The 24,324-nt window shown below is 67.5% G+C and carries 19 protein-coding genes and 1 pseudogene; 12 read left to right on the plus strand and 8 right to left on the minus strand.

The window, feature by feature from the left end; genetic code table 11:
* Nucleotides 1-559 precede the first annotated feature (559 nt).
* The 7 genes from C1930_RS09275 to C1930_RS20225 all read left to right on the plus strand — a co-directional run bounded on the left by C1930_RS09275 (nucleotide 560) and on the right by C1930_RS20225 (nucleotide 10,811).
* A complete protein-coding gene (locus tag C1930_RS09275) occupies nucleotides 560-3,004 on the plus strand; it encodes a GH92 family glycosyl hydrolase (protein WP_108772573.1) in 2,445 nt (814 codons plus the stop codon).
* Between the two features lie 97 nt (nucleotides 3,005-3,101).
* Nucleotides 3,102-4,151 carry a LacI family DNA-binding transcriptional regulator gene (locus tag C1930_RS09280; RefSeq protein WP_108771558.1) on the plus strand — a complete coding sequence of 350 codons (1,050 nt, stop codon included), beginning with the start codon at nucleotides 3,102-3,104 and terminating at the stop codon, nucleotides 4,149-4,151.
* Between the two features lie 63 nt (nucleotides 4,152-4,214).
* Nucleotides 4,215-5,528 (plus strand): L-fucose:H+ symporter permease, encoded by a 1,314-nt coding sequence (fucP, locus tag C1930_RS09285; protein WP_108771559.1) that lies wholly within the window; start codon nucleotides 4,215-4,217, stop codon nucleotides 5,526-5,528.
* 7 nt (nucleotides 5,529-5,535) lie between these two features.
* The gene (locus C1930_RS09290) at nucleotides 5,536-6,531 is read left to right on the plus strand and encodes a carbohydrate kinase (protein ID WP_108771560.1); all 996 of its coding nucleotides are present in this window, start codon (nucleotides 5,536-5,538) and stop codon (nucleotides 6,529-6,531) included.
* Complete coding sequence (locus tag C1930_RS09295) at nucleotides 6,528-7,769, plus strand: AGE family epimerase/isomerase (protein WP_108771561.1); 1,242 nt, start codon at nucleotides 6,528-6,530, stop codon at nucleotides 7,767-7,769. The genes C1930_RS09290 and C1930_RS09295 overlap by 4 nt, the downstream gene beginning before the upstream one ends.
* A 158-nt stretch (nucleotides 7,770-7,927) precedes the next feature.
* The gene (locus C1930_RS09300) at nucleotides 7,928-10,546 is read left to right on the plus strand and encodes a glycoside hydrolase family 2 protein (RefSeq protein ID WP_108771562.1); all 2,619 of its coding nucleotides are present in this window, start codon (nucleotides 7,928-7,930) and stop codon (nucleotides 10,544-10,546) included.
* Nucleotides 10,547-10,583: 37 nt separating this feature from the next.
* On the plus strand, nucleotides 10,584-10,811 hold the full coding sequence (locus tag C1930_RS20225) for a hypothetical protein (protein WP_159093579.1): 228 nt from the start codon (nucleotides 10,584-10,586) through the stop codon (nucleotides 10,809-10,811).
* 216 nt (nucleotides 10,812-11,027) lie between these two features.
* Here C1930_RS20225 and mtnC read toward each other — a convergent pair whose 3' ends face one another.
* The 5 genes from mtnC to C1930_RS09325 all read right to left on the minus strand — a co-directional run bounded on the left by mtnC (nucleotide 11,028) and on the right by C1930_RS09325 (nucleotide 16,405).
* The gene (mtnC, locus tag C1930_RS09305) at nucleotides 11,028-11,723 is read right to left on the minus strand and encodes an acireductone synthase (RefSeq protein WP_108752960.1); all 696 of its coding nucleotides are present in this window, start codon (nucleotides 11,721-11,723) and stop codon (nucleotides 11,028-11,030) included.
* A 3-nt stretch (nucleotides 11,724-11,726) separates the two neighbouring features.
* Nucleotides 11,727-12,284 carry an acireductone dioxygenase gene (locus C1930_RS09310; RefSeq protein ID WP_108756069.1) on the minus strand — a complete coding sequence of 186 codons (558 nt, stop codon included), beginning with the start codon at nucleotides 12,282-12,284 and terminating at the stop codon, nucleotides 11,727-11,729.
* Nucleotides 12,285-12,376: 92 nt separating this feature from the next.
* Nucleotides 12,377-13,018 (minus strand): methylthioribulose 1-phosphate dehydratase, encoded by a 642-nt coding sequence (locus C1930_RS09315; protein WP_108771563.1) that lies wholly within the window; start codon nucleotides 13,016-13,018, stop codon nucleotides 12,377-12,379.
* 404 nt (nucleotides 13,019-13,422) lie between these two features.
* Nucleotides 13,423-14,847, minus strand: coding sequence for an amino acid permease (locus C1930_RS09320; RefSeq protein ID WP_108771564.1), 1,425 nt, complete (start codon nucleotides 14,845-14,847; stop codon nucleotides 13,423-13,425).
* A gap of 82 nt (nucleotides 14,848-14,929) precedes the next feature.
* Entirely contained in the window at nucleotides 14,930-16,405 is a 1,476-nt protein-coding gene (locus C1930_RS09325; protein WP_108749481.1) for an amino acid permease, read from the minus strand.
* A gap of 178 nt (nucleotides 16,406-16,583) precedes the next feature.
* Between C1930_RS09325 and C1930_RS09330 the strand changes: the two genes are divergently transcribed.
* A complete protein-coding gene (locus C1930_RS09330) occupies nucleotides 16,584-17,153 on the plus strand; it encodes an NUDIX hydrolase (protein WP_234412759.1) in 570 nt (189 codons plus the stop codon).
* A 70-nt stretch (nucleotides 17,154-17,223) separates the two neighbouring features.
* Here the strand turns inward: C1930_RS09330 and serA are convergent, their stop codons facing one another.
* Complete coding sequence (gene serA, locus C1930_RS09335) at nucleotides 17,224-18,465, minus strand: phosphoglycerate dehydrogenase (RefSeq protein WP_108771566.1); 1,242 nt, start codon at nucleotides 18,463-18,465, stop codon at nucleotides 17,224-17,226.
* Between the two features lie 171 nt (nucleotides 18,466-18,636).
* Here serA and C1930_RS09340 point away from each other — a divergent pair, with 171 nt between their 5' ends.
* The 4 genes and pseudogenes from C1930_RS09340 to C1930_RS09355 form a co-directional block, all read left to right on the plus strand.
* Nucleotides 18,637-20,025, plus strand: coding sequence for an FAD-binding oxidoreductase (locus C1930_RS09340; protein ID WP_108771567.1), 1,389 nt, complete (start codon nucleotides 18,637-18,639; stop codon nucleotides 20,023-20,025).
* A gap of 61 nt (nucleotides 20,026-20,086) precedes the next feature.
* Nucleotides 20,087-20,386 (plus strand): DUF2388 domain-containing protein, encoded by a 300-nt coding sequence (locus tag C1930_RS09345; RefSeq protein WP_108756073.1) that lies wholly within the window; start codon nucleotides 20,087-20,089, stop codon nucleotides 20,384-20,386.
* Between the two features lie 10 nt (nucleotides 20,387-20,396).
* A complete protein-coding gene (locus C1930_RS09350; protein WP_108771568.1) occupies nucleotides 20,397-22,226 on the plus strand; it encodes a DUF4105 domain-containing protein in 1,830 nt (609 codons plus the stop codon).
* Nucleotides 22,227-22,451: 225 nt separating this feature from the next.
* Nucleotides 22,452-22,742: pseudogene (locus C1930_RS09355) on the plus strand (hypothetical protein); the annotation flags it as partial.
* Between the two features lie 185 nt (nucleotides 22,743-22,927).
* On the opposite strand, the gene yeiP reads toward C1930_RS09355, so the two are convergent.
* Both yeiP and C1930_RS09365 read right to left on the minus strand, forming a co-directional pair.
* On the minus strand, nucleotides 22,928-23,494 hold the full coding sequence (gene yeiP / locus C1930_RS09360) for an elongation factor P-like protein YeiP (protein ID WP_108749488.1): 567 nt from the start codon (nucleotides 23,492-23,494) through the stop codon (nucleotides 22,928-22,930).
* Nucleotides 23,495-23,543: 49 nt separating this feature from the next.
* The gene (locus C1930_RS09365; protein ID WP_108752971.1) at nucleotides 23,544-24,314 is read right to left on the minus strand and encodes an SDR family NAD(P)-dependent oxidoreductase; all 771 of its coding nucleotides are present in this window, start codon (nucleotides 24,312-24,314) and stop codon (nucleotides 23,544-23,546) included.
* Nucleotides 24,315-24,324: the final 10 nt, after the last annotated feature.

A 24,324-nucleotide genomic window follows, 5' to 3' on the forward strand; every position in this document is an offset into this window, starting at 1 on the left:
GTGTCGACCTTGGTCGACACATCTGTCGGCTATCGATTGGGTTCATCCAGTCGGCCGGCGGCCAGTAGATCCACGCCATGCGTGGATGAATCTGTCAGACATCGAAATCAATCTGGGGTCGGAGCCCGTTGCGCAGCAACGGGATCCGACCCCGTGCCCTCCCGGCAGATCGCGGAAATCTGTCGAAGGCGGGGTGGGTCCGGTTGAGGGGGCGTGAGCCGCATGGATGCGGCGACCGAGCTTACATGGACGTACTTGCAGCGTCCCCCTCAACCGGACCCACCCCGCCAACCCACTGAAAGCCCGCTTTTGACGTGGACGTTGCCGTTGCCGTTGAGCAGGTGCAGGGCCGCAGGCCCTGCAAAAGACCCCCCTCATTTGCTGCGGCGCAGAATGCATGGGCGGGCGCTCCCTGTTCTACTTCAATCGATCTAAATCCGCCGGGGTGCGGATTTGTACCGATGGAAACGGGGAGTTCGGCCGCAGCGGCCGGCACCCGCTGCCGCCCTGCCGCCAAGGAGTCCTGTCCGTGACCAGGTTGTCCCGCCGTCGTTCCCTCCTGCGCCTGCCGGCGCTGTCCCCGCGGCCGCTGGCCCGCGCCACCTGCCTGCTGGCCCTGGCCATCACGCCCTGGCTGCAGGCCGCACCTGCCGCGCTCGAACGCGAGGTCAACACCTTCATCGGCAGCAAGGATGACGGCAACACCTTCCCCGGCGCGTCCGCACCTTTCGGCCTGATCCAGGTCAGCCCGATCGGCAGCCACTATTCCGGCTGGCGCTACGACGACGAAAAGATCCGTGGCTTCGGCCACTCCTTCCTGTCCGGCGCCGGTTGCTGGGAACAGGGCGGCCAGGTCTCCATCCTGCCGGTTACCGGCAGCATCGGCCCGGGCGGCGATTTCGATACCGCCAACCCCAAGCAGTTCGACCACAAGGCCTACGCCGCCAACTACACCCACGACGGTGAAGTGGGCCAGGCCGGCTACTACAAGGTGCGCCTGACCAGCTACGGCGGCATCGATGCCGAAGCCACCGCGCGCACCCGCGCCGCGGCCGAGCGCTACACCTTCAGCCAGCGCAGCGGCGATGGCCATGTGCTGGTGAACGTGGGCCAGGCCAACGAGCGCCATTCGGTGATCGGCAGCGTGGTCGATGTGGTCGGTGACCGGGTGGTGGAAGGCAAGCTGGTCACCAAGAGCTTCTGCGGCGGCCACCAGTACACCACCTGGTTCCGCGTTGAATTCGATCGCCCGTTCAAGGCGCACGGCACCTGGGGCGAGGCCGGTGGCCTGCCCAATGCGCGGCACAGCATGGAAGGCGAGCAGAAGCCGAACGGCGCCTGGTTGACCTTCGATCTGGCCAAGGGCCAGTCGGTTACCGCGGTCAGTGCGATCTCGCACGTGGACGCCGAGGGCGCACGTACCAACCTGCGCGCTGAGGGCATGCAGGGCGGTGCACTGATCGGCTTCGACCGCATGCGCGCGCTTTCGCAGAAAGACTGGCGCGAGCAGTTGGCGCGGGTGCGCGTGCAGGGCGGCACGGGCGATGACCGCACCGTGTTCTACAGCGCGCTGTACCACGCGCTGCTGCAGCCGCTCACCGGCAGCGATGCCGATGGCCGCTACCGTGGCTATGACGATGGCATCCACCGCGCCGATGGCTGGACCTACTACGAGTATTTCTCGCTGTGGGATACCTACCGCGCGCAGAACCAGTGGCTGGCGCTGACCCGTCCGGACGTGGCGCGTGATATCGGCCGCACCCTGCTGGCCATTGACGAGCAGGGCGGCTGGTTGCCGCGCTGGGGCTATGCGAACTTCGAAACCAACATCATGACCGGCGATCCGGTCACCCCGTTCATGGTCGACCTGTGGCGCTTCGGTGCGCTGAAGGGGCGTGAATCGCAGGCCTGGGATGTGCTGCGCCGCAATGCCTTCGGCACGCCGCCGCTGAACTCGCGCATGGCCGGTCGCTCGGGCAACCCGACCTACCTGGACAAGGGCTACGTGGTCTACGACCGCGCGTTCCCGTCCAAGGGCATGGACGTGGACCCCCACCATGGTGGCTCGGCCACGCTGGAATACGCACTGGCCGACTGCGCGCTTTCGCAGATGGCCGACGGCCTGGGCCATGCGCAGGATTCGGCCACGCTGCGCGAGCGTGGGCGCAACTGGCGCAAGGTGTGGGACCCGCAGGTGCGCGACGCCGAAACCGGCTTTACCGGCTTCCCGCGCCCGCGCACGGAAGACGGCCAGTGGTACACCCCGGCCGACGGCCATTACAGCCCGCGTTCGCACCATGGCTTCCATGAGGGCACTGCCTGGCAGTACCAGTGGCTGGCGCAGCAGGACGTGCCGGGCCTGGTGGAAGCCATGGATGGCCGCGAGCAGGCCGGCCGCCGCCTGGATGCCTTCTTCGCGATGGATGCGCTGCAGGCCGATCCGCTTACCGCCGCGCGCAAGGAATGGGTGGTGGGGCCGTACAGCTACTACAACCAGTTCCGTTACAACCCGAACAACGAACCGGACCTGCACGCGCCGTGGCTGTACACGCTGATCGGCCAGCCGTGGAAGACCGCCAACGTGCTGCGCGCGGCGCAGCAGCTGTTCACCAACGCGCCCAACGGCGTCACCGGCAATGACGACCTGGGCACGATGTCGGCCTGGTACCTGTTCAGTGCCATCGGCGTGTACCCGGCGGTGCCGGGCAGCGGCCAGTTCCTGCTGCACACGCCGCGCTTTGCCAAGGTGGAAGTGGACATGGGCAACGGCCGCACGCTGCGCATCGACGCGCCCGGCGCCGATGGCCGCCGCCTGCAGTACGTGCAGGGCGTGCAGCTGGATGGCCGCGCGCACGCCCCGGTGTGGCTGGACTGGAACCAGCTGCAGCAGGGCCCGCGCCTGCAGTTCGCGCTGGATGCACAGGCCCCGACCCAGGGCTGGGGCACTGCGGTAAAGGATCTGCCGGTCTCATGGTGCGCTGCACCAGGCAGCGTGCTGCGCTGAGCCATCGTCGTGCCGTTCGCGGCCAACCAGCGAACGGCACGGCACGAATGGCCTCCGATCCATTAGGCTTGACCCTCCCGAGGAGCCCGGTACAGCGATGAACGACAACGACGGCACTTCCAGCAAGCGTTCCGGCAAGGCGGTGACGGTGACCGACATCGCCCGTGCGATCGGCGTGTCGCGCGCCACCGTGTCGCTGGTGCTGCGTGGCAGTCCGCTGGTCAATGTCGATACCCGGGCCAAGGTGGAAGCCGAACTGCGCCGCCAGCGCTATGTCTACAACCGTGCGGCGGCCAACCTGCGCCGGCGCACCTCCAGCAGCATCGCGCTGGTCATCAACGATCTGTCCAACCCGTTCTTCGCCGAATTTGCCTCCGGCGTGGACGAGGCACTGGGTGGGCGAGGCTATGTCACCCTGCTGGGCAGCACGGGCGAATCGCCGCAGCGCCAGCAGGCGGTGCTGTCCACGCTGATGGAACACACCCCGGCCGGCCTGATCCTGTCGCCGGCCGAGGGCAGCGATGCCACGCTGCTGCGGCAGGCGCTGGGCGCCAACGCCAACGTGCTGCTGTTCAACCGCGAACTGGAAGGGGCCGACTGGGACTTCCTGACCCTGGACAACCAGCACGGCGCCTATCTGGCCACCCGCCACCTGATCGAGCGCGGCCACCAGCAGATCGCCTTCTTCGGCGGCCATGCCGATTCCAGTTCCTGCCACCAGCGCCGCGCCGGCTTCCAGCAGGCCCTGGCCGAGGCGGGCCTGGTGCTGCCGTCGGGCTGGATGATCGAATCGGCGCCCAATCGCCTGGAGGCGGCCGCGCGCACCGATGAACTGTTCGCCGACGGCCATCGTCCCAGTGCCGCGGTCTGCTACAACGACACGGTCGCGCTGGGCCTGATGCTGGGCCTGAACTCCCGCGGCATCCGCCCCGGCGGTGATTTCGCGGTGACCGGTTTCGATGACATTTCCGAGGCCTCGGTGGCGGTGCCGCCGCTGACCACCCTGACCGCCGACCCGCGCGAGCGTGGCCGGCAGGCCGCCGCGCTGCTGCTGCAACGCCTGGATGATCCCGATGCACCGCCGCGGCGCACCGTCGCCCCGGTGCAGCTGCGCGTGCGCGAGAGCAGTGCCGCACGGCCGAACTGATTTTCCACGACCTTTTCCCTTCCACGTACCAACGACCTACACGCGCATCGAGGCGCGAACCGCATGCCGATTTCCGCAACGCCCCGTCCATCGGGATCCAACAGCAGCCAGGCGCCGGTGATGAATGCCCGTGCGGCCCTGTGGGTGGCCACCACCATCTTCTTCATGTGGGGCTTCCTGACCAGCCTCAACGATGTGCTGATCCCGCACCTGAAGGCCGTGTTCGAGCTGAACTACACCCGCGCCATGCTGGTGCAGTTCACCTTCTTCGGCGCGTACTTCCTGATGTCGGTGCCGGCCGGTCGGCTGGTGGCGCGCCTGGGCTACAAGAAGGGCATCATCGCCGGCCTGCTGATTGCCGGTGTGGGCGCGCTGGGCTTCTGGCCGTCGGCCGCGCTGCGCACCTATGACGCCTTCCTGGCTTCGTTGTTCGTGCTGGCCACCGGCATTACCGTGCTGCAGGTGGCGGCCAACCCGTACGTGGCGCTGCTGGGCCCGGAAAAAACCGCCTCCAGCCGCCTGACCCTGGCGCAGGCCCTGAACTCGCTGGGCACCACGCTGGCGCCGCTGTTCGGCGGCTTCCTGATCCTGAGCACCGCGGTGAAGAGCGGTGACGAGATCAAGGCGATGCCGATGGCCGAGCAGCTGGCCTACCGGACTGCCGAAGCGCAGTCGGTGCAGGGCCCGTACGTGGGCCTGGCGATCGCGCTGGTGCTGCTGGCCGTGTTCGTCTACCTGTTCCGCCTGCCCAGCCTGACCGAAACCACCGAGCAGGCCGACAGCAGCCACCACACCCTGCTGGATGCGCTGAAGCAGCCGCACGTGCTGTTCGGCGTGCTGGCCATCTTCTTCTACGTGGGCGCCGAAGTGTCCATCGGCAGCCTGATGGTGAACTACCTGGCGCTGCCCGAAATCGGCGGCATGAGCGAGCAGCAGGCCACCCATTACGTGTCGGCCTACTGGGGCTGCGCCATGGTCGGCCGCTTCGCCGGCGCCTGGCTGCTGGCCAAGTTCTCGCCGCGCCGCCTGCTGGCCGGCTTCGCGCTGGCCAACGTGGTGCTGCTGGCGGTCACCCTGGGCTCGGGCGGCAAGGTGGCGCTGTACGGCATCGTGGCTACCGGCCTGTTCAATTCCATCATGTTCCCGACCATCTTCTCGCTGGCCATCGAACGCTTGGGCCCGCTGACCAACAAGGCCTCCAGCCTGCTGATCATGGCCATCGTCGGTGGCGCGATCATTCCGCTGCTGCAGGGCATGCTGGCCGATCGCATCGGCCTGCACCTGAGCTTCGTGCTGCCGGTGGTCTGCTACGTCTACATCATCTTCTACGGTCTGGTGGGCTCGCGCCCGCCGGCCGTCGGCCCGCAGGGAGGCTGAGTCGGAAATGGGTGCCATTGTCTGCTTCGGCGAAATTTTGATCGATCTACTAGCGCAGCCGCCGGCCTCGGCCGACACCCCGCGCGCGTTCCTGCAGTACGCCGGCGGTGCGCCGGCCAACGTGGCCGTGGCCGCTGCCCGGCTGGGCGCGCAGACCCAGTTCGTGGGCATGCTGGGCCGGGACATGTTTGGTGACTTCCTGGCCGACAGCCTGGCCGAGCACCGCGTGGGCACCGACTACATCGTGCGCACCGATGCAGCGAAGACCGCGCTGGCGTTCGTGGCGCTGGACGCCCACGGCGAGCGCAGCTTCAGCTTCTACCGGCCGCCGGCGGCCGACCTGCTGTTCCGTGACAGCGATTTCCAGGGCGCCTGCTTCGACAGCGCCGCCTGTTTCCATGTGTGTTCCAACAGCCTGACCGAAGCGGAGATTGCCGCGGCAACCTTCGCCGGCATGGAGCGTGCGCGTGCCGCCGGTGCGGTGGTCAGCCTTGACCTGAACCTGCGGCCGGCGCTGTGGCCGGCCGACACCGATCCCACGCCGCGGCTGTGGCAGGCGCTGGAGCGTGCCGACCTGGTGAAGCTGTCGCGCGAAGAGCTGGACTACCTGGCCGCGCCGCACGGTGCCGACGGTGACCAGGTCGTGCTGCAGCGCCTGCTGGGCGCACAGGCACGCTGGGTGATCGTGACCGACGGTGCCGCCACGCTGCGCTGGTACACCCGCGAGCAGCAGGGCCAGGTCACCAGTTTCCGCGTGGCCACGGTGGATACCACCGCCGCCGGCGATGCCTTCGTGGGCGGTGTGCTGGTGGGCCTGCTGGAGCGCGGCGGTGCCGGCGCTGGCTTCGCCGCGTTCTGCCAGGACCCGCAGGCGATCACCGAAACGTTGCGCTTCGGTGCGGCCGTCGGTGCGCTGGCGGTCACCCGCAAGGGCGCCTTCGCGGCCATGCCCTCGCTCGATGAAGTGCAGCAGCTGCTGCAGACCCAGGAACTTTCCGCATGACCCAGACCGCCTCCCGCTTCGCTCCGCAGTTCCGCTCGGCCGAGTTCCTGCGCGCGCACATCGCCGACACGATGGCGTTCTACCACCCGCGCTGCATCGATCCCGACGGCGGCTTCTTCCACTACTTCCTGGACGATGGCACGGTCTACGACGCCGGCCACCGCCACCTGGTCAGCAGCACCCGCTTCGTCTTCAACTACGCCATGGCCTATCGCGAATTCGGCAATGCCGAGTACCGCGATGCCGTCGAGCATGGCGTGCGCTACCTGCGCGAGGTGCATCGCAACCCGTCCACCGGCGGCTACGCCTGGACGCTGCGCGATGGCCAGGTCGAAGACGATATGAACCACTGCTACGGCGTGGCGTTCGTGCTGCTGGCCTACAGCTGCGCGCTGAAGGCCGGCGTCGAACAGGCCCGCGCGTGGATGGACGAAACCTGGCAGCTGCTGGAAGCGCGCTTCTGGGAAGCCGAGCACGGCCTGTACAAGGATGAAGCCGACGGCCAGTGGAACTTCACCGGCTACCGCGGGCAGAACGCCAACATGCACATGTGCGAGGCAATGCTGGCCGCGTTCGAGGCCAGTGGCGAGCAGCGCTATGTGCAGCGCGCACTGCAGCTGGCCGACAACATGACCCGGCGCCAGGCCGCCAAGGCCGGCGGGCTGGTGTGGGAGCACTACGACACGAACTGGGAGATCGACTGGAACTACAACCTGGACGATCCCAAGCACCTGTTCCGTCCGTGGGGCTTCCAGCCCGGCCACCAGACCGAATGGGCCAAGCTGCTGCTGATCCTGGACCGCCACGTGCAGGCCGATTGGCTGGTACCCACCGCCCAGCACCTGTTCGATGTGGCGGTCGAGCGCAGCTGGGATGAAGCGCGTGGCGGCCTGTACTACGGTTTCGCGCCGGAATCGCGGCGCCAGCCGGGCATGGACGGTGCGCCGATCGGCGGCGACAGCTTCGTCTGCGACGACGACAAGTACTTCTGGGTGCAGGCCGAAACCCTGGCCACGGCCGCGCTGATGGCCCAGCGCACCGGCGATGACCGCTATTGGCAGTGGTACGACCGGCTGTGGGCGTATTCGTGGGAACACTTCGTCGACCACCAGTACGGCGCGTGGTTCCGCATCCTGGATGCCGACAACCGCAAGTACAGCAATGAAAAGAGCCCGGCCGGCAAGGTGGATTACCACACCATGGGCGCGTGCTACGAAGTGCTGAACGTCGTTCGCTGACGTCGCACGCCGGGCATGGCCCGGCGCTACCGTGGGCGGATGCGGCTGGTAGCGCCGGGCCATGCCCGGTGGACACGGCTGGTAGCGCCGGGCCATGCCCGGCGGACGCGGCTGGTAGCGCCGGGCCATGCCCGGCGGACACAACAGGAGTCTCACACGTGCACCGTCTTCCCCTCGCTGTCCGTCTGCTCCTGCTGCTGTTCGCGCTTGGCAGCTTCCCCGCTTTTGCCGCACCACTGTCGGCGCAGTGGGAATTCCGCATGCTGCCCGGCGATGCGCAGGGCGCCGCGCACCCCGGCCTTCAACAGTGGCGCGCGGCGCGCGTACCCGGCAGCGTGCATACCGACCTGCTGGCCCATGGCCTGATCCGCGACCCCTACGTGGGCGCGCCCGAGGCCGAGCTGCAATGGATCGGCCTGGCCGCCTGGGAGTACCGCGCACGCTTCGATGTAGACGCGGCGACCCTGGCCAAGGCGCATGCCGAGCTGCGTTTCGACGGCCTGGACACTTATGCCGAGGTGCGTTTGAACGGCAAGCCGCTGCTGCGGGCCGACAATGCGCATCGCACCTGGCGTGCAAGCGTGGAAGGGCGGCTGCGGCCCAGCGGCAATGAACTGCAGATCGTGTTCCGTTCGCCCATCCGCACCCTGCTGCCGGGCGTACAGGCGATGCCGCACAGGATTGCCGGCAACTATCCCTCGCCCTACGGCGATGAGCCCAAGGACGCGATGGTCGGCAACTTCGCACGCAAGCCGGCCTACCATTTCGGCTGGGACTGGGGGCCGCGTTACGTGACCGCCGGTGTCTGGCGTGGCGTCGACCTGCAGGCCTGGGACACGCACCGCCTGACCGATCTGGCCGTGCGTACCGATGCCTTGGACGCGAAACAGGCGCGGCTGGCCGTGCTGCTGCAGGTGGAGCAGGGCAGTGCCGCCGGCTCGGCCAGGGTGGACGTGGAGGTGCGTGATCCCGACGGCCGCGTTGTGGCCACGGTGCAGCGCCCGGTGCTGTTGCAGCCCGGCCAGAACAGCGTGGAGATTCCGGTTGAGCTGGCCGAGCCGCGGCGCTGGTGGCCGGTGGGGCGGGGTGCGCAGGACCGCTACACGGTGCGCGCGCAGCTGGGCGCTGGCGGCGACCCTACACTCCAGCGCGAGCAGCGCATCGGCCTGCGCACGGTGGAACTGCGCCGCGAGAAGGACGAGAAGGGCGGGCAGGGTTTCGCCTTCGTCATCAATGGCGTGGAGACTTTCGCCAAGGGCGCCAACGTCATTCCGTTCGATGCGTTCCCGGCGCGGGTGGATGTGGCGCGCCTGCGCCAGGTGCTGACCGCCGCGCGCGATGCCAACATGAACATGCTGCGCAACTGGGGCGGTGGGTACTACGAGGACGACGCGTTCTTTGACATCGCCGACGAGCTCGGTCTGCTGGTCTGGCAGGATTTCATGTTCGGCGGTGGCATGCAGCCCGGTTACGATCCGGCGTTCCGCGCCAGCGTGGTGGCCGAAGCGCGCGACAACGTGCGGCGCCTGCGCCACCACCCCAGCATCGTGCTGTGGTGTGGCAACAACGAAGAAGAGACGGCCTGGAAGGATTGGGGCCATGGCCGCGACCTGAAGGCTGCCGACCCGGCATTCGCCGCGCGGGTCTGGCAGGGCTATGTCGATCTGTTCGGCAACGACCTGCGCCAGGTGGTGGGCGAGGAAGGGCTGGGCGTGCCGTACTGGTCCAGTTCGCCCAGCAACGATCTGGACGAAAAAGCCAACGATTCCACCCGCGGCGACAAGCACTACTGGCAGGTCTGGGGCAATCCGGCGCTGCCGGTGCAGGCGTACCTGCACGAGACGCCGCGCTTCATGTCCGAGTACGGCCTGCAGGCCTGGCCGTCGCTGGCAACGGTGGACCAGATCGCCACGCGCGCCGAACAGCGCATCGACAGCCCGGTCATCCGCGCCCACCAGAAGTTCATGGCCGGCGAGGGCAACAGCCGTCTGCTGCAGTACATCGAGCGCGGTTACGGCACGCCGAAGGACTTCGCCGATTTCGTCTACCTGAGCCAGGTGATGCAGGCCGATGGCATTGCACTGGCCGCGTTGCATCATCGCGCATCGCGACCGTACACCATGGGGTCCCTGTACTGGCAGCTCAACGATGTCTGGCCGGGTGCATCGTGGTCCAGCGTGGACTACTTCGGGCGCTGGAAGGCACTGCATTTCGCTGCGCGTCGTTTCTTCGCGCCGGTCACCCTGGCGGCCCTGCGTGACGAAGGCAGCACCCGCGTGCGCCTGATCAACGATGGCGCTGCAGTGGATGCGCGTTGGCGGCTGCGGGTGATGGACGTGGACGGCAAGGTGCTGCGCCGTCGCGAGGCGGCGGTGACGCTGGCTGCCGCCGGGGTCACCTCGGTGGGCGACTTCGGTGATGCCGAACTACTGGCCGGCGCCGACCCGTCGCGCACCGTGGCGGTGTTCGAACTGCTGCAGGATGGCAAGGTCAGTGCGCGGCAGGTGGTGGGCTTCGTTGAAGCCAAGGACCAGGCACTGCCGCGGCAGGCGTTGCGGGCCACGCTGGAGATCGAGGGCGATCACTATCGACTGCGACTGCAGAGCAAGGCGTATGTGCGCGCCGCCTGGATCGACTTCGGTGCGTTGGATGTGCAGGTGGAGGACAACCTGCTGGACGTGCTGCCGGGCGAGACGCGCGACATCGCCGTGCGCGGCCCGGTGGATCTGGGCGCATTGCGTGCCGCCTTGCAGGTGAAAACCCTCAACGACCGTTGAGGGCGGAACACCCCGCACGGGTAGGTGCCAACCTTGGTTGGCACACCAGGAGCATGCCAACCAAGGTTGGCATCTACCGATCACCGTTGGGCATACGAATCCCGCTTTGGTAGGTGCCAACCTTGGTTGGCACATCCAGGAGCATGCCAACCAAGGTTGGCATCTACCGGTGCCGGGCGAGACGCGCGACATCGCCGTGCGCGGCCCGGTGGATCTGGGCGCATTGCGTGCCGCCTTGCAGGTGAAAACCCTCAACGACCGTTGAGGGCGGAACACCCCGCACGGGTAGGTGCCAACCTTGGTTGGCACACCAGGAGCATGCCAACCAAGGTTGGCATCTACCGATCACCGTTGGGCATACGAATCCCGCTTTGGTAGGTGCCAACCTTGGTTGGCACATCCAGGAGCATGCCAACCAAGGTTGGCATCTACCGGGGACTTCGGGCGCATGCCAACCTTGGTTGGCATCTGCCCTCTGCAGTTACAGCTGGATCTGCTGGAAATTCTCGACCCGCTCGTGGCCGTTGGCGGCCTGGCCGGTACGCGGCAGCGGGTAATCGTCCAGGCGATCGATCAGGCGGGTCTGCAGCCCGGCCTCGCGCGCGGCGTCCAGCTCTTCCACCACATCGGACAGGAACAGGATCTCGCCGGCCGGCACGCCAATGGACTGCACGATGCGGCGGTAGCTGTCGGCCTCACGCTTGCCGCCCACTTCGGTATCGAACCAGCCCGACACCAGCGGGCTCAGGTCGCCTGCGTCGCTGAAACCGAAGAACAGCTTCTGCGCCGGCACCGAGCCGGACGAATACACGTACAGCGGCAGGCCCGAGGCGTGCCAGCCCTTCAGCACCGGCGCCACTTCGGGGTAGAAGTGGGCGGTGTAGTCGCCGCGGCGGTAGCCGGTATCCCAGATCACGCCCTGCAGCGCCTTCAATGCGGTGTGCTTGCGGTCCTGGTCGATCCAGCCCTGCAGCGTTTCCACCACCAGGCTGTCCTGGCAGGCGCCGCCGATCTCGGTGGCCACCGCATCCAGCCAGCGGCGGATCTCCGGTTGCTGGCCGTGCTCGGCCACGAACGCCGGCAGGGCTTGGCGGGCGTAGGGGAACAGCACGTTCTTGACGAACGAAATGCTGCTGGTGGTGCCTTCGATATCGGTCAGGATGACGCGGGGCTGCATGGATCAGGACGCCTGGGTAGGAATGTAACGCGGGAATTTCTGCGCGATGTCGGTGCCGGTGAAATGACCGACCCAGCCATCCGGCTCGGTGAAGAAACGGATCGCCACGAAGCTGGGCTCATCGCCCATGTCGAACCAGTGCGTGGTGCCATCGGGCACCGCGATCAGGTCGTCCTTCACGCATTCGATCTCGTACACCTTGTCGCCCACGTGCAGGGTGAACAGGCCGGAGCCGGCGACGAAGAAACGCACCTCGTCTTCCTTGTGGAAGTGCTCGTCGAGGAACTTCTTGCGCAGTTCGGCGCGGTTCGGGTTGTCCGGGGCGATCGAGGCCACGTCCACGCTCTTGAAGCCGCGCTCGGCCACCAGGCGGTCGATGTCGGCGCGGTAGGCGGCGAACACCTCATCCTGGCTGGCGCCGGGGGCAACCGGCGCGGCGGCCTGCCAGCGCTCGAAGGTAACGCCGATCTTCTGCAGTTCGGCAGCGATGACCGCGCCGTCCTGGGTATCCAGCAGCGGCGAGTCGGGGCGGGTGTCGTCGTAGATGCGCAGTCGGCTCATGGCGGCAGCTTGAACATTCCGGGGGAAAGACAGGGTAGCAGGGTGCAGGCGGCGGCCAGATGGCCAATGGGCATGTGCCTGTGCGCGATGGTTCAGCCGCGCAGCTTGCGCAGTTCCAGTTCGCAGTGCAGCAGGAACTCGAAGGCTTCCATGTGGCGGCGCGCTTCGGCCATGTCGCGGCCCCAGGCGTACAGGCCGTGGCCGTCGATCAGGTAGCCCCACAGCGGCTGGCGGTCCAGCAGGTCATCGACCTGGGCCGAGAGCACGTTCATGTCCTGGGTATTGGCGAACACCGGGATGTCGATGGCCATTTCGTGGGTGCTGTTGCCGGCGAAGGCCTTCAGCAGCTCGTAGCCTTCCACCCGGATGTGGCGCTGCGGGGCATACAGGCGCGAGGCGATGGTCTGTACCGGGGAGTGGGTGTGCAGCACGCAGCCCACGTCGGGGAAGCGGCGATACAGCTGGGTGTGCAGCAGGGTTTCGGCGGACGGGCGCAGCGGGCGGCCGACGGCCTGGCCGTCGAAATCCACCACCATGATGTCGTCCTCGATCAGGCGGCCCTTGTCCTTGCCCGAGACGGTGATCGCGGCGTGGCGGTCGTCCAGGCGGTGGGAGAAGTTGCTGCTGGTGGCCGGGGTCCAGCCGGCCTGGGCCAGTTCGCGGACGTTGTCGATCAGCAGCTGGGCCAGTTCGCTCAGGCGCGCGGTGTCGTAGGGGAAGGTGGGGGCGTTCATGCGGGTGATTTTACTGGATTCGGCCAACGGCTGAGCCCCTCGTGGTTGGGTCGCCGTTCTGATTCCCTGGGTTGGCCGGGCGGGGTGGGCTGGCGGGACACGCCGTAAATCCGTCCATGGAGGCTCGTAGGCGCCTTGCTCGCGCGCGCAATCCTGCGCGCCCGGCAAGACCGGGGTTGGGCGTCCTGCCCAACCCGCCCGAGGCATGCCTCGGGCCCATGGCGCGTGCGGTCCCGCCAGCCCACCCCGCCCGGCCACGGACAGGTTCCGTGCGCGCCAGCCACGGAGTGAAGAGGGAAGAGCGGAAAGCGGGTCGCGGCGCTGCGCTTGCTCGCAGCCGAGCATGGCTCGGCTCTACAGGAGCATCGTTCGTCGGACAGCGTTCATCCACGCATGGCGTGGATCTACCCCCGCAGGCGGCTGTGCTTGAAGCCGTAGCCGAAATAGATCACGAAGCCGACGACGGTCCACACGCCCATCAGCATCCAGTTGTGCAGCGTCATCGCCGACAGCAGTGCCAGGCAGCTGATCACGCCCAGACTGCAGACCAGCCAGGCCGCCGGAATGCGGAACGGGCGCGGCAGGTCCGGCTGGGTGCGGCGCAGGATCAGCACGCCGGCACACACCGCTGCGAAGGCGATCAGCGTACCCATCGAGGTCAGCTCGCCCAGGATATCCAGCGGGAACAGCGCCGCCAGCAGGGCGATGCCGATGCCGGTGATGACCGTATTGATGTGCGGGGTGCGGTACTTCGGGTGGATCTTGGTGAACACCGGCGGCAGCAGGCCATCGCGGCCCATGATCATGAAGATGCGCGGCTGGCCGATCACCATCACCAGCACCACCGAGGCCAGGCCGATCAGGGCGCCCACTTCCACCACCCAGCGCAGCCAGCCCAGCTGCGGATGCGCGGCCACGGCGGTCACCACCGGTTCGTCGGTGCCCAGCAGCTGGAACGGCACCAGGCCGGTCATCACCGCGGCCATGGCGATGTACAGCACGGTGCAGATCACCAGCGACAGCATCATGCCGATCGGCATGTCGCGCTGAGGGCGGTGCGATTCCTGCGCGGCCACCGACACAGCCTCGAAACCGATGTAGGCGAAGAACACCATGGCCGCGCCGCGCAGCACGCCTTCCATGCCGTACTTGCCCGGGCCTTCGTTGGCCGGAATGAACGGGGTCCAGTTGCTGGTGTCCACGTACTTCCAGCCGACCACGATCACCAGCACGATCAGGCCGGTCTTGAGGATGACCATGGCCATGTTCATCGCCGAAGACTTGCTGATGCCCACGTAGCACAGCCAGGTGAGCAGCAGCACCAGGATGGCGGCGGGAATGTTGGCGATCGCACCGGTCGGGCGTAGCTGCGCGTCCAGCGGCGCGCTGACCAGCGCGGCCGGTAGATGGATGTCGAACTGACTGAGGAAGCTGAGGAAGTAGCCGGTCCAGCTGACCGCCACCGCCGAGGCCGACACGCCGTATTCCAGCACCAGCATCCAGCCGATGAACCAGGCCGAGAGCTCGCCGAAGGTGGCGTAGGTGTAGGTGTAGGCGCTGCCGGACACCGGCACCATCGCGGCGAACTCGGCATAGGCCAGGGCGCAGAACGCGCAGCAGATCGCGGCCAGCACGAACGACAGCATGATGGCCGGGCCGGCGTGGTTGGCCGCGGCCTGGCCGGTGATGACGAAGATGCCGCCGCCGATCACCGCGCCGATGCCCAGCGCGGTCAGGCCCCAGGGGCCCAGGTGGCGGCGCAGGCTCAGCCCGTTGGCGTCTTCATGGGCGGCATGCGGATGCTTGGTGGCCCACAGTTGCTTGAACATGTGTGTCGGTCTTGTCGAAGCGCCGTTCGAGGCGGCGCGGGGGAAAACGGACGGGCCGGCGCAGGGCCGGCCCGTAGGGGGATCAGGGCGACTTGGCCAGCTTGCTGTTGCGCATGCCGTAACCCAGGTAGATCAGCATGCCCAGCACGGTCCAGCCGACGAACAGGTGCCAATGCACCACGAACGCCTGCCAGAACAGGAACAGGCAGGTGGCCGCACCCAGCGGGCAGATGATCCACACCGCCGGCACGCGGAACGGGCGATGCAGTTCCGGGCGGCTGTAGCGCAGCACCAGCACGCCGATGCAGACGGTGGCGAAGGCCAGCAGGGTGCCCATCGATACCAGTTCGCCCAGCACGTTCAGCGGCACCAGGCCGGCCAGCGCGGCGGCGATGACGCCGACCACGATCGTGGCCCAGTAGGGCGTGCGGAAGCGGGCATGCACCTTGCCGAAGAACTTCGGCAGCAGGCCGTCGCGCGAGATCGTGTAGGCGATGCGGGTCTGGCCCATCATCATCACCAGCACCACCGAGGACAGGCCGGCGATGGCGCCGATCTCGACGAAGGTCTTCAGCCAGGCCAGGGTCGGGTAGGGTTCCAGCGCGGTAGCCACCGGCTTGTCGGTGCCCAGCAGGTGGTACGGCATCATGCCGGTCAGCACCGCACAGACGATGATGTAGACCACGGTGCACACGGCCAGCGAACCGAGCAGCCCGATCGGCATGTTGCGCTGCGGGTCCTTGGTTTCACCGGCGGCGGTGGAGACCGCATCGAAGCCGATGTAGGCGAAGAACACGATGGTGGCCGCGCGGAAGATGCCACTCCAGCCGAACTCACCCGGCACGCCGGTGTTTTCCGGAATGAACGGCTGCCAGTTGGCCGGGTCGACATGGGCCGCGCCGATGCCGATGAACAGGCAGATGACGGTGACCTTGATCGCCACGATGATCGCGTTGACGAACGCGGACTGGGTCACGCCCACGTACAGCAGGCCCGACACGGCCGCCACGATCAGCACCGCCGGCAGGTTGAACAGCTTGCCCGACGATACGAATTCGCTGCCGGTCCAGGCGATGGGCGCGGCGCTGAGCAGGTCCGGGAACGGCATGTGCAGGGTGGTGGTGATGAAGCTGATCAGGTACGCCGACCAGCCCACGGCCACCGAGGCCGAGGCGAACAGGTATTCCAGCACCAGGCACCAGCCGATGAACCAGGCCATGCCTTCGCCCAGGGTGGCGTAGGAATAGGAATAGGCGCTGCCGGACACCGGCATCATCGCGGCGAATTCGGCGTAGCACAGGCCCGCCAGGGCACAGGCGAAGCCGGCCAGCACGAACGACAGCATCACCGCCGGGCCGGCGTGGTTGGCCGCGGCCTGGCCGGTGAGCACGAAGATACCTGCGCCGATCACCGCACCTACGCCCAGCAGGATGAGGTGTTTAGCCGTGAGGGTCCGTTTCAACGTGGCTTCGCCGTCCAGGCTGCCTTCGATGGGTTCGCCAGCATCGACGTGCCCGGCCGGTTGTACCGGCTTGACCCTCAACAGAGCTTTCAGCATGCAGAACTTTCCTGATGATCGGATTGGGAGGGCTGCCGATACGTTGCCGGCGGCCTGGAATGGTGAAGGCCGTGCGAACGGCCCGCTGTACCTTAGCCAAAGCTGAAGCCACCGCACAAGCGCAATCGCAACAATGCGCGGCGATAATGGCCGATGTTTTCCAGATCGCCCCGCATTCATGAACGAATCCGTCCAATCCCTTGCCGTGCTTGATGATCGGCTGCGCAGCCTGCTGCAGGACTATGCCGGCCGGGAGCCGTCCCACGGCGAGCTGGCTGCCGAATTCGGCACATTGCTGGACGATCCGGAAGATCCGTTCCGTCGCGAGCGCCTGGCCGGGCATTTCACCGCCAGCTGCTGGCTGGTCAGCGCCGATGGCCAGCGCGTGCTGCTGACCCACCACCGCAAGCTGCAGCGTTGGCTGCAGCTGGGCGGGCATGCTGATGGCAACCGCGACCTGGCCCACGTGGCGCTGAAGGAAGGCGAGGAGGAGTCGGGCCTGACCGGCCTGGTGCTGGAAGACCCGGCCATCTTCGACCTGGACAAGCACTGGATTCCCGAACGCAAGGACGTGCCGGGGCATTGGCATTACGACGTGCGTTTCGTCATCCGTGCGCTGGGCGGTGAAGCCTTCGTGCTGAGCGAGGAATCGTTGGCGCTGGCCTGGCGGCCGGTGGCCGAGGTCGCGGCAGATCCGCAATCGGACGCATCGATGCAGCGCATGGCGCGCCGGTGGTTGGCGCGTTGATGCATTCCGCCGGGCATGGCCCGGCGCTACCGGTAGATCCACGCCATGCGTGGATGGCGCGGTGCCAGGGTCAATACAAAATGCGCGTCCGCAACGTGCCCGCAATCGCGGCCAGCTCGTCGCGCACGGCGCTGGCCTGTTCCTCGCTGGCGGTGATGTCGATCACCACGTAACCCACCTTCGGGTCGGTACGCAGGAACTGGCCGTCGATGTTCACGTTGTGACGCGAGAAGATCTCGTTCACCTTCGACAGCACGCCCGGCACATTCTGGTGGATGTGCAGCAGGCGCAGGCTGTCGGCATGCTCGGGCAGGGTCACTTCCGGGAAGTTGACCGCTGACAGGGTGCTGCCGTTGTCGCTGTAGCGCACCAGCTTGGCCGCCACTTCCACGCCGATGTTGTCCTGTGCTTCCAGGGTGCTGCCGCCCACGTGCGGGGTCAGGATCACGTTGTCGTGGCGGGTGAGCGGCGATTCGAAGACATCGCCGTTGCCCTTGGGCTCGACCGGGAACACGTCCAGCGCCGCGCCACCAATGTGGCCGCTGGCCAGGGCGGCATCCAGCGCATCGATGTCGACCACGGTGCCGCGTGCGGCGTTGATCACGTGTGCACCCTTGCGCATCTTCGCGAGCTCGGTGCTGCCGATCATCCACTGCGTGGCCGCGGTTTCCGGCACGTGCAGGGTGATGATGTCGGCGCGCGCCAGCAGGTCATCCAGGCTGGCCGCGGCGCGGGCATTGCCCAGCGCCAGCTTGGTTTCCACGTCGTGGAAGATCACCTGCATGCCCAGCGATTCGGCCAGCACGCCCACCTGGGTGCCGATATGGCCGTAGCCGATGATGCCCAGGGTCTTGCCGCGCACCTCGTGGCTGCCGCTGGCCGACTTCGACCAGCCGCCGCGATGGCATTCGGCGTTCTTCTGCGGAATGCCACGGGTCAGCATGATCGCCTCGGCAATCACCAGTTCGGCCACGCTGCGGGTGTTGGAATAGGGGGCGTTGAACACCGGAATGCCGGCCAGCTCGGCCGCATCCAGGTCCACCTGGTTGGTGCCGATGCAGAAGCAGCCCACCGCGATCAGGCGCTTGGCCTCGGCCAGCACCTCGGCACTGAGCTGGCTGCGCGAACGGATGCCGACGATGTGTGCCTCGGCGATGCGCGCCTTCAGTTCGTCTTCGGGCAGGGCCTTGCTGTGGGCCTCGATCTGGCTGTAGCCGGCGGCGGTGAACACCTCCACGGCGGTCTGGCTGACCCCCTCCAGCAACAGCACGCGGATATCCTGCTTGGGGAACGAGGTCTTCTTCGGCGACATGGGACGGCACGGCCAGTGGGACAGGGGCCGCTCACTATGCCAGATCACCGCCGCCATGGTGCAGTGCGGAATTGGTTGCATTCGAACCTATCGCCGCGTGCCGACGGGACTGGACGCCCGCCCGCGCCGCTGGCACGCTTGCCCGTTCTTCACGCACCGCGCTGGACCGTCATGACCGATTCCCGCATCGCCTCGCTGCAGCAGGCCTGTCCCGGCCTGAAGCTGAAGACCGAGCCCGCCGACCTGGAACACTACGGCCGCGACTGGACCCGGCGCTGGACCCCGGCACCGCTGGTCATCGCGCTGCCCGCCACGGTGGAAGAGGTGCAGGCGGTGATGTGCTGGTGCGCGGCCGAAGGCGTGGCCGTGGTGCCCTCCGGTGGCCGTACGGGGCTGTCCGGCGGCGCGGTGGCGGCCAACGGCGAGCTGGTGCTCAGCCTGGAGCGCATGAACAAGGCGCTGGCCTACGATGCCGTGGACCGTACCCTGGTGGTGCAGGCCGGCATGCCGCTGGAAGCCCTGCACAACGCCGCGCTGGAACACGGCCTGATCTACCCGGTGGATTTTGCCGCGCGCGGTTCCTGCTCGATCGGCGGCAACATCGCCACCAATGCCGGCGGCATCCGCGTGATCCGTTACGGCAACACCCGCGAGTGGATCGCCGGCCTGAAGGTGGTGACCGCCAACGGCGAGCTGCTGGAGCTCAACAAGGGGCTTATCAAGAACTCCAGCGGCTACGACTTCCGCCAGCTGCTGATCGGTTCGGAAGGCACGCTGGGCGTGATCGTGGAAGCCACCGTGAAGCTGACCGACCCGCCGCCGGCCAGCAACGTGATGCTGCTGGCGGTGCCCAGCTTCGACGTGCTGATGCAGGTGTTCGCCGCGTTCCGCGCGCGCCTGCAGCTGCAGGCCTTCGAATTCTTCACCGACCGGGCGCTGGAACACGTGCTGGCGCATGGGGCGCAGGCACCGTTCGACGAAGTACACCCGTACTACGTGGTGACCGAGTTCGCGGCCAACGACGAGGCGCAGGAAGCCGCGGCGATGGCCGCCTTCGAAGACTGCATGGGCAATGGCTGGGTCAGCGACGGCGTGATCAGCGCCAGCGATGCCCAGGCGGGCCAGCTGTGGCGCCTGCGCGAGGGCATCACCGAAGCGCTGGCCCGCTACAAGCCGTACAAGAACGATGTATCGGTGCGGATTTCGGCCATGCCGGCGTTCCTGGCCGAAACCCAGGGGCTGATCGGCCAGGCCTACCCGCATTTCGACGTGGTCTGGTTCGGCCATATCGGCGATGGCAACCTGCATATCAACGTGCTCAAGCCCGATGACACCAGTGATGCCGATTTCGTAACGCAGTGCGAGCATGTGACCAAGCTGCTGGCGCAGGTGCTGGCGCGCTTCGATGGCAGCATTTCCGCCGAGCACGGCATTGGCCTGGTCAAGAAGGGTCACCTGGACAGCACCCGTGGCCCAGCCGAGATCGCGTTGATGAAGGCGGTCAAGCGCGCCTTCGATCCGGAAGCACGGCTGAATCCCGGCAAGCTGTTCGACGTCTGAGTCGCACATCTTCTTCACGATGCCGTTACGCTTCACCCATCCCCACTGCGAACCGCACACCATGATCCGATCCGCGCTGATGCTTGCCCTGCTGTCCCTGCCGCTGGCCGGCTTCGCTTCCAGCTTCGCCGGTACCTCGGCCGGTTCGGCCACCGGCGCCTCGTCCGGTTCGTCAGGCAGCAGCTCCGGTGATGACAAGGTGGTGCTGGCCGCGCGCGATGATGCGGCCGCCTTCGTGGCCACCGATGGCCAGATCCGTGGTGCGCGCCTGCAGGCGGCGCTGGTGCACCTGCGCGAGCAGGATGCCGGCGCGCAGCAGCAGAGCGATCTGGAACTGGCGCGGGCACTGCTGGCCCGTTGATGCGGGCGCAATGAGCTCGGCCACCACCGTCGCCGGGCATGGCCCGGCGCTACCGTGGCGCGCTGCGGTGGCGGTCGGGATTGCCGTGATGGCGTGGTTGGTGGCGCCGGCCGCACATGCCGCCGAGCGCCTGCAACTCGACCCGGCCGGACTGACCGCCGCGCAACAGCACACCGCGCAGCAGACCCTGGACGATGTGCAGGCCCTGCTGCCTGCCGGTCTGCTGCAGGCACTGCCAGAGCCGGTGCGGGTGGGCTGGCGTACCGACCTGCCGTCGGACGTGCATGGCCGTGCGTTCGCCGGCGGCATCGCGCTGCGTCGCGCGCTGCTGGATGACGTCGCGCCGGGCGCACGCCGCGCGCGGCGCAGTGCGCTGGTGCACGAGCTGGTGCACGTGGCCGATCGCGCAGACGGGCAATGGTCACGCAGCGCGCGTTGGCGAGACCTGGCCGGCTGGCAGCGGCGGCCCTGGCACCTGGGACGGGGTGACAACGCGTTCACCGATCGCAGCCCGGATGCCTACGAGCGCCACAGCGCGGCCGAGTACCTGGCGGTGAACGCCGAATACTTCCTGCTGGATGCAGATTACGGTTGCCGCCGCCCGGCGTTGGCGCAGTGGTACCACGCCCACTTCGGTGTGCCGCCGTCGCTGCCCGCACCGCAGTGCCCGGTGCAGCTGCCACTGCTGCAGGCCGACGATGAAGAAGGTGCAGCCTCGCTGCTGCGCCTGGACCCGGCGCGGGTGTACGCGGTGGACTACCTGTTTGCCGAGGGCAGTGCGCAGCCGATGAGCCGCTGGGGCCACAGCATGCTGCGCCTGGTGATCTGTCGCCCGGGCCGCGCGCCTGGCCCAGATTGCCGTTTGGATCTGGCCTACCACCGCGTGCTGTCGTTCCGCGCGTTCGTGGGGGATGTGCAGATTTCCAACTGGCGCGGGCTGACCGGCGGCTACCCCTCGCGCCTGTTCGTGCTGCCGTTACAGCAGGTGGTGGACGAGTACACCAAGGTGGAGCTGCGCGGCCTGCAGTCACTGCCGTTGCAGCTGGACCGCGGCGAGATCGCCAGTCTGCTGGAACGCACCGCGCAGGTGCACTGGAGCTACGACGGCCGCTATTTCTTCGTCAGCAACAACTGCGCGGTGGAAACCGCCAAGCTGCTGCAGGCCGGCGTGCCACGCCTGGGCCAGGTGGGCCTGGCGCAGTTGACGCCGCGCGGCCTGCGCAAGCGTCTGGTGCGCGTGCAGGCGCTGGATGAAACGGTACTGGCCGACCGTGCATCGGCACAGGCGCAGGGCTATTACTTTGCCTCTGCGCGCGATCACTACCAGCAGTTGTTCACGGTGGCGGCCACGCAGCTCGATCTGCCGGCGGACACGGTATCGGGTTGGTTGAAGCTTGCGCCGGAACAGCGTGGGCCCTGGCTGCAGCGCGGCGATATGCGCGCCACCGCCGCCCTGCTGTTGCTGGAACAAGCGGCGCAGCGCCGGGCCGAATTGCGCGCCCGCGACCTGCTGAAGCGGCGGTTGCTGGCGGCACCTGACAGTGCGGCCACCGCGGACCTGCGCAGCCTGCTGCAGCAGAGCGGGCAGTGGCTGCGTCCGGGTGCGCTGCTGCCGGGGCAGGGCTACGGGCTGCCGCTTGACGACGAACAGGCCGCGCTGGCACGCGAGGTCGCGCAGGCCAGTGCGCAGTCGGTGCCGGCCTGGCAGGCGCTGCGCCTGCAGTTGCGCGCGCAGCTGCCGCCGAAGCAGCGCCAGCAGATGGATGCGATTGATGCCAACCTGGCCGTGCTGTCCACCCGGCTGCGCGAGCAGGCCGCGTCTGCTGGCGACCCTGCCTGAACCGTGCGTCAGTGCGCAGGGCCCGGTTTCAGTGCCCGTTTACAGCGCAGTGGTAGGGTCAGGGTTCCTGTAGTTGCGACAAGGAGCCACGCCATGCGTGCAGTTTCCGCCTTGATGGCCGTCTCCCTCGCCGCTGTGCTGGCCGCGTGCCAGCCCGCGCGCCCCACCTCCAGTGCATCCCCGGAAGCGCCCGCATCGGGCACGACGGCAGCCAGCGAGCCTGTTTTCCGCGCGACCGGCAATGAGCCGGGCTGGCTGGCCGTTGTCGGCGGACCGGCGCCGGGCCTGCAGGTTGAAGTGGATTATGGCCAGCGCCGTTTCCAGGTGCCGACGCCGACCGAAGGTGCCGATGGCTGGGTGGGTAAGGCCACCGATGGCACCGATATCAAGCTCAGCTTCCAGCGCACGCCCTGTCAGGACGACATGAGTGGGCAGGATTTCGACGCCACCGCCATGCTGACCGTGGGCACCCGCCAGTATCACGGCTGCGGCCGCTTCGCCGCGCCCGCCCCGTAGCGTCGAGCTTGCTCGACGGCATTGCCCGAACGCGCGTGGTCGGCCGCGCGTTTCTGGTAGGCGCCAACCTTGGTTGGCACGCCCGTTCCTGGTAGGTGCCAACCTTGGTTGGCACACTTGGAGCAGTCGAGCAAGCTCGACTCTACGAACAGCGGTAGCGCCGGGCCATGCCCGGCGCAGGGCGCTCAGTCGGCGCGGCCGGCGAATTCGCCGGTGGTGGTGTTCACCAGCACGCGCTCACCGTTGCTGATGTATTCCGGCACCATGATTTCCAGACCGGTATTCAGCTTGGCCGGCTTCGGGCGCTTGGTGGCGGTGCCGCCCTTCAGTTCCGGCGGGGTTTCCACCACTTCCAGGGTCACGTTCTGCGGCAGCTGGATCGCCACCGGCAGTTCGTCGATCACCTGCACGTAGATGCCGTTCAGGCCGTCGGTGATGTAGCCGGCGTCGTCGCCGATCACATCGGCATCCAGGGTGTACGGGGTGTAATCCTCGTCATCCAGGAACACAAAGGCATCGCCATCCTTGTACGAATAGGTGGACTGGCGGCGCAGCAGTTCCACTTCGACCAGGTTGTCATCGGCATCGAAGCTGGCATCGAGCTTGTTGCCGCCCGGCACGCTGTACATGATGAAACGGAAGCGCACGTTGCCGCCGCGGCCCTGCGGCGAGCTGCGTTCGATGTCGCGGATCTGGTACACGCCGTTGTTGTACTCGACGACGTTGCCCTTCTTGATGTCGTTGGCTTTCATGGTGTTCTAGGTCGGTTGGGGGAGGGCGCCATCCCGGCGCCCGGGGGAATCACTTCGGAGCGAGGCGGGTAGCGCCGTCCAGGCGGATGGTCTCGCCATTGAGGTAGGTGTTGCCGATGATGTGGCCGACCAGACTGGCGAAGTCTTCCGGCTTGCCCAGGCGCGAGGGGAACGGGATCGAGGCGGCCAGCGACTGCTGCACGGCCTCGGGCATGCCGTCCACCATGGGCGTCCAGAACACGCCGGGGGCGATGGTGTTCACCCGGATGCCGAAGCGCGACAGTTCGCGGGCCATCGGCAGGGTCATGGCGACCACGCCGCCCTTGCTGGCCGAGTAGGCGGCCTGGCCGATCTGGCCTTCGTAGGCGGCCACGCTGGCGGTGTTGATGATCAGGCCGCGTTCGCCGTCATCGCCGGCCGGGTTGTGCTGCATGCGGTTGGCGGCGGCCTTGGCCACGTTGAAGCTGCCCACCAGGTTGACCATGACCGTGCCCTGGAAGTTGGCCAGCGGCATCGGTGCCTCCTTGCCCAGCACGCGGCCGGCACCGAGGATGCCGGCGCAGTTCATGGCCAGGTTCAGCCCGCCCAGGAAATCGTGTGCCTGGTCGATGGCGGCGGCCACGGCCGCTTCATCGCTGACATTGACGTTGAAGTAGCGGGCCTTGTCGGCGCCCAGTGCGGCGACCGCGGCGGCACCCTTGTCGTCGTTCAGATCGAACAGGGCGACCTTGCCACCGTGGGCGACCAGGTGTTCGGCCACGGCCAGGCCCAGGCCGGAAACGCCGCCAGTGATCACGGCACGTACGGAAGACAGCTGCATTGCACGGTCC

The organism is Stenotrophomonas sp. SAU14A_NAIMI4_8 (assembly GCF_003086695.1).
In the GTDB taxonomy this organism is placed as follows: domain Bacteria; phylum Pseudomonadota; class Gammaproteobacteria; order Xanthomonadales; family Xanthomonadaceae; genus Stenotrophomonas.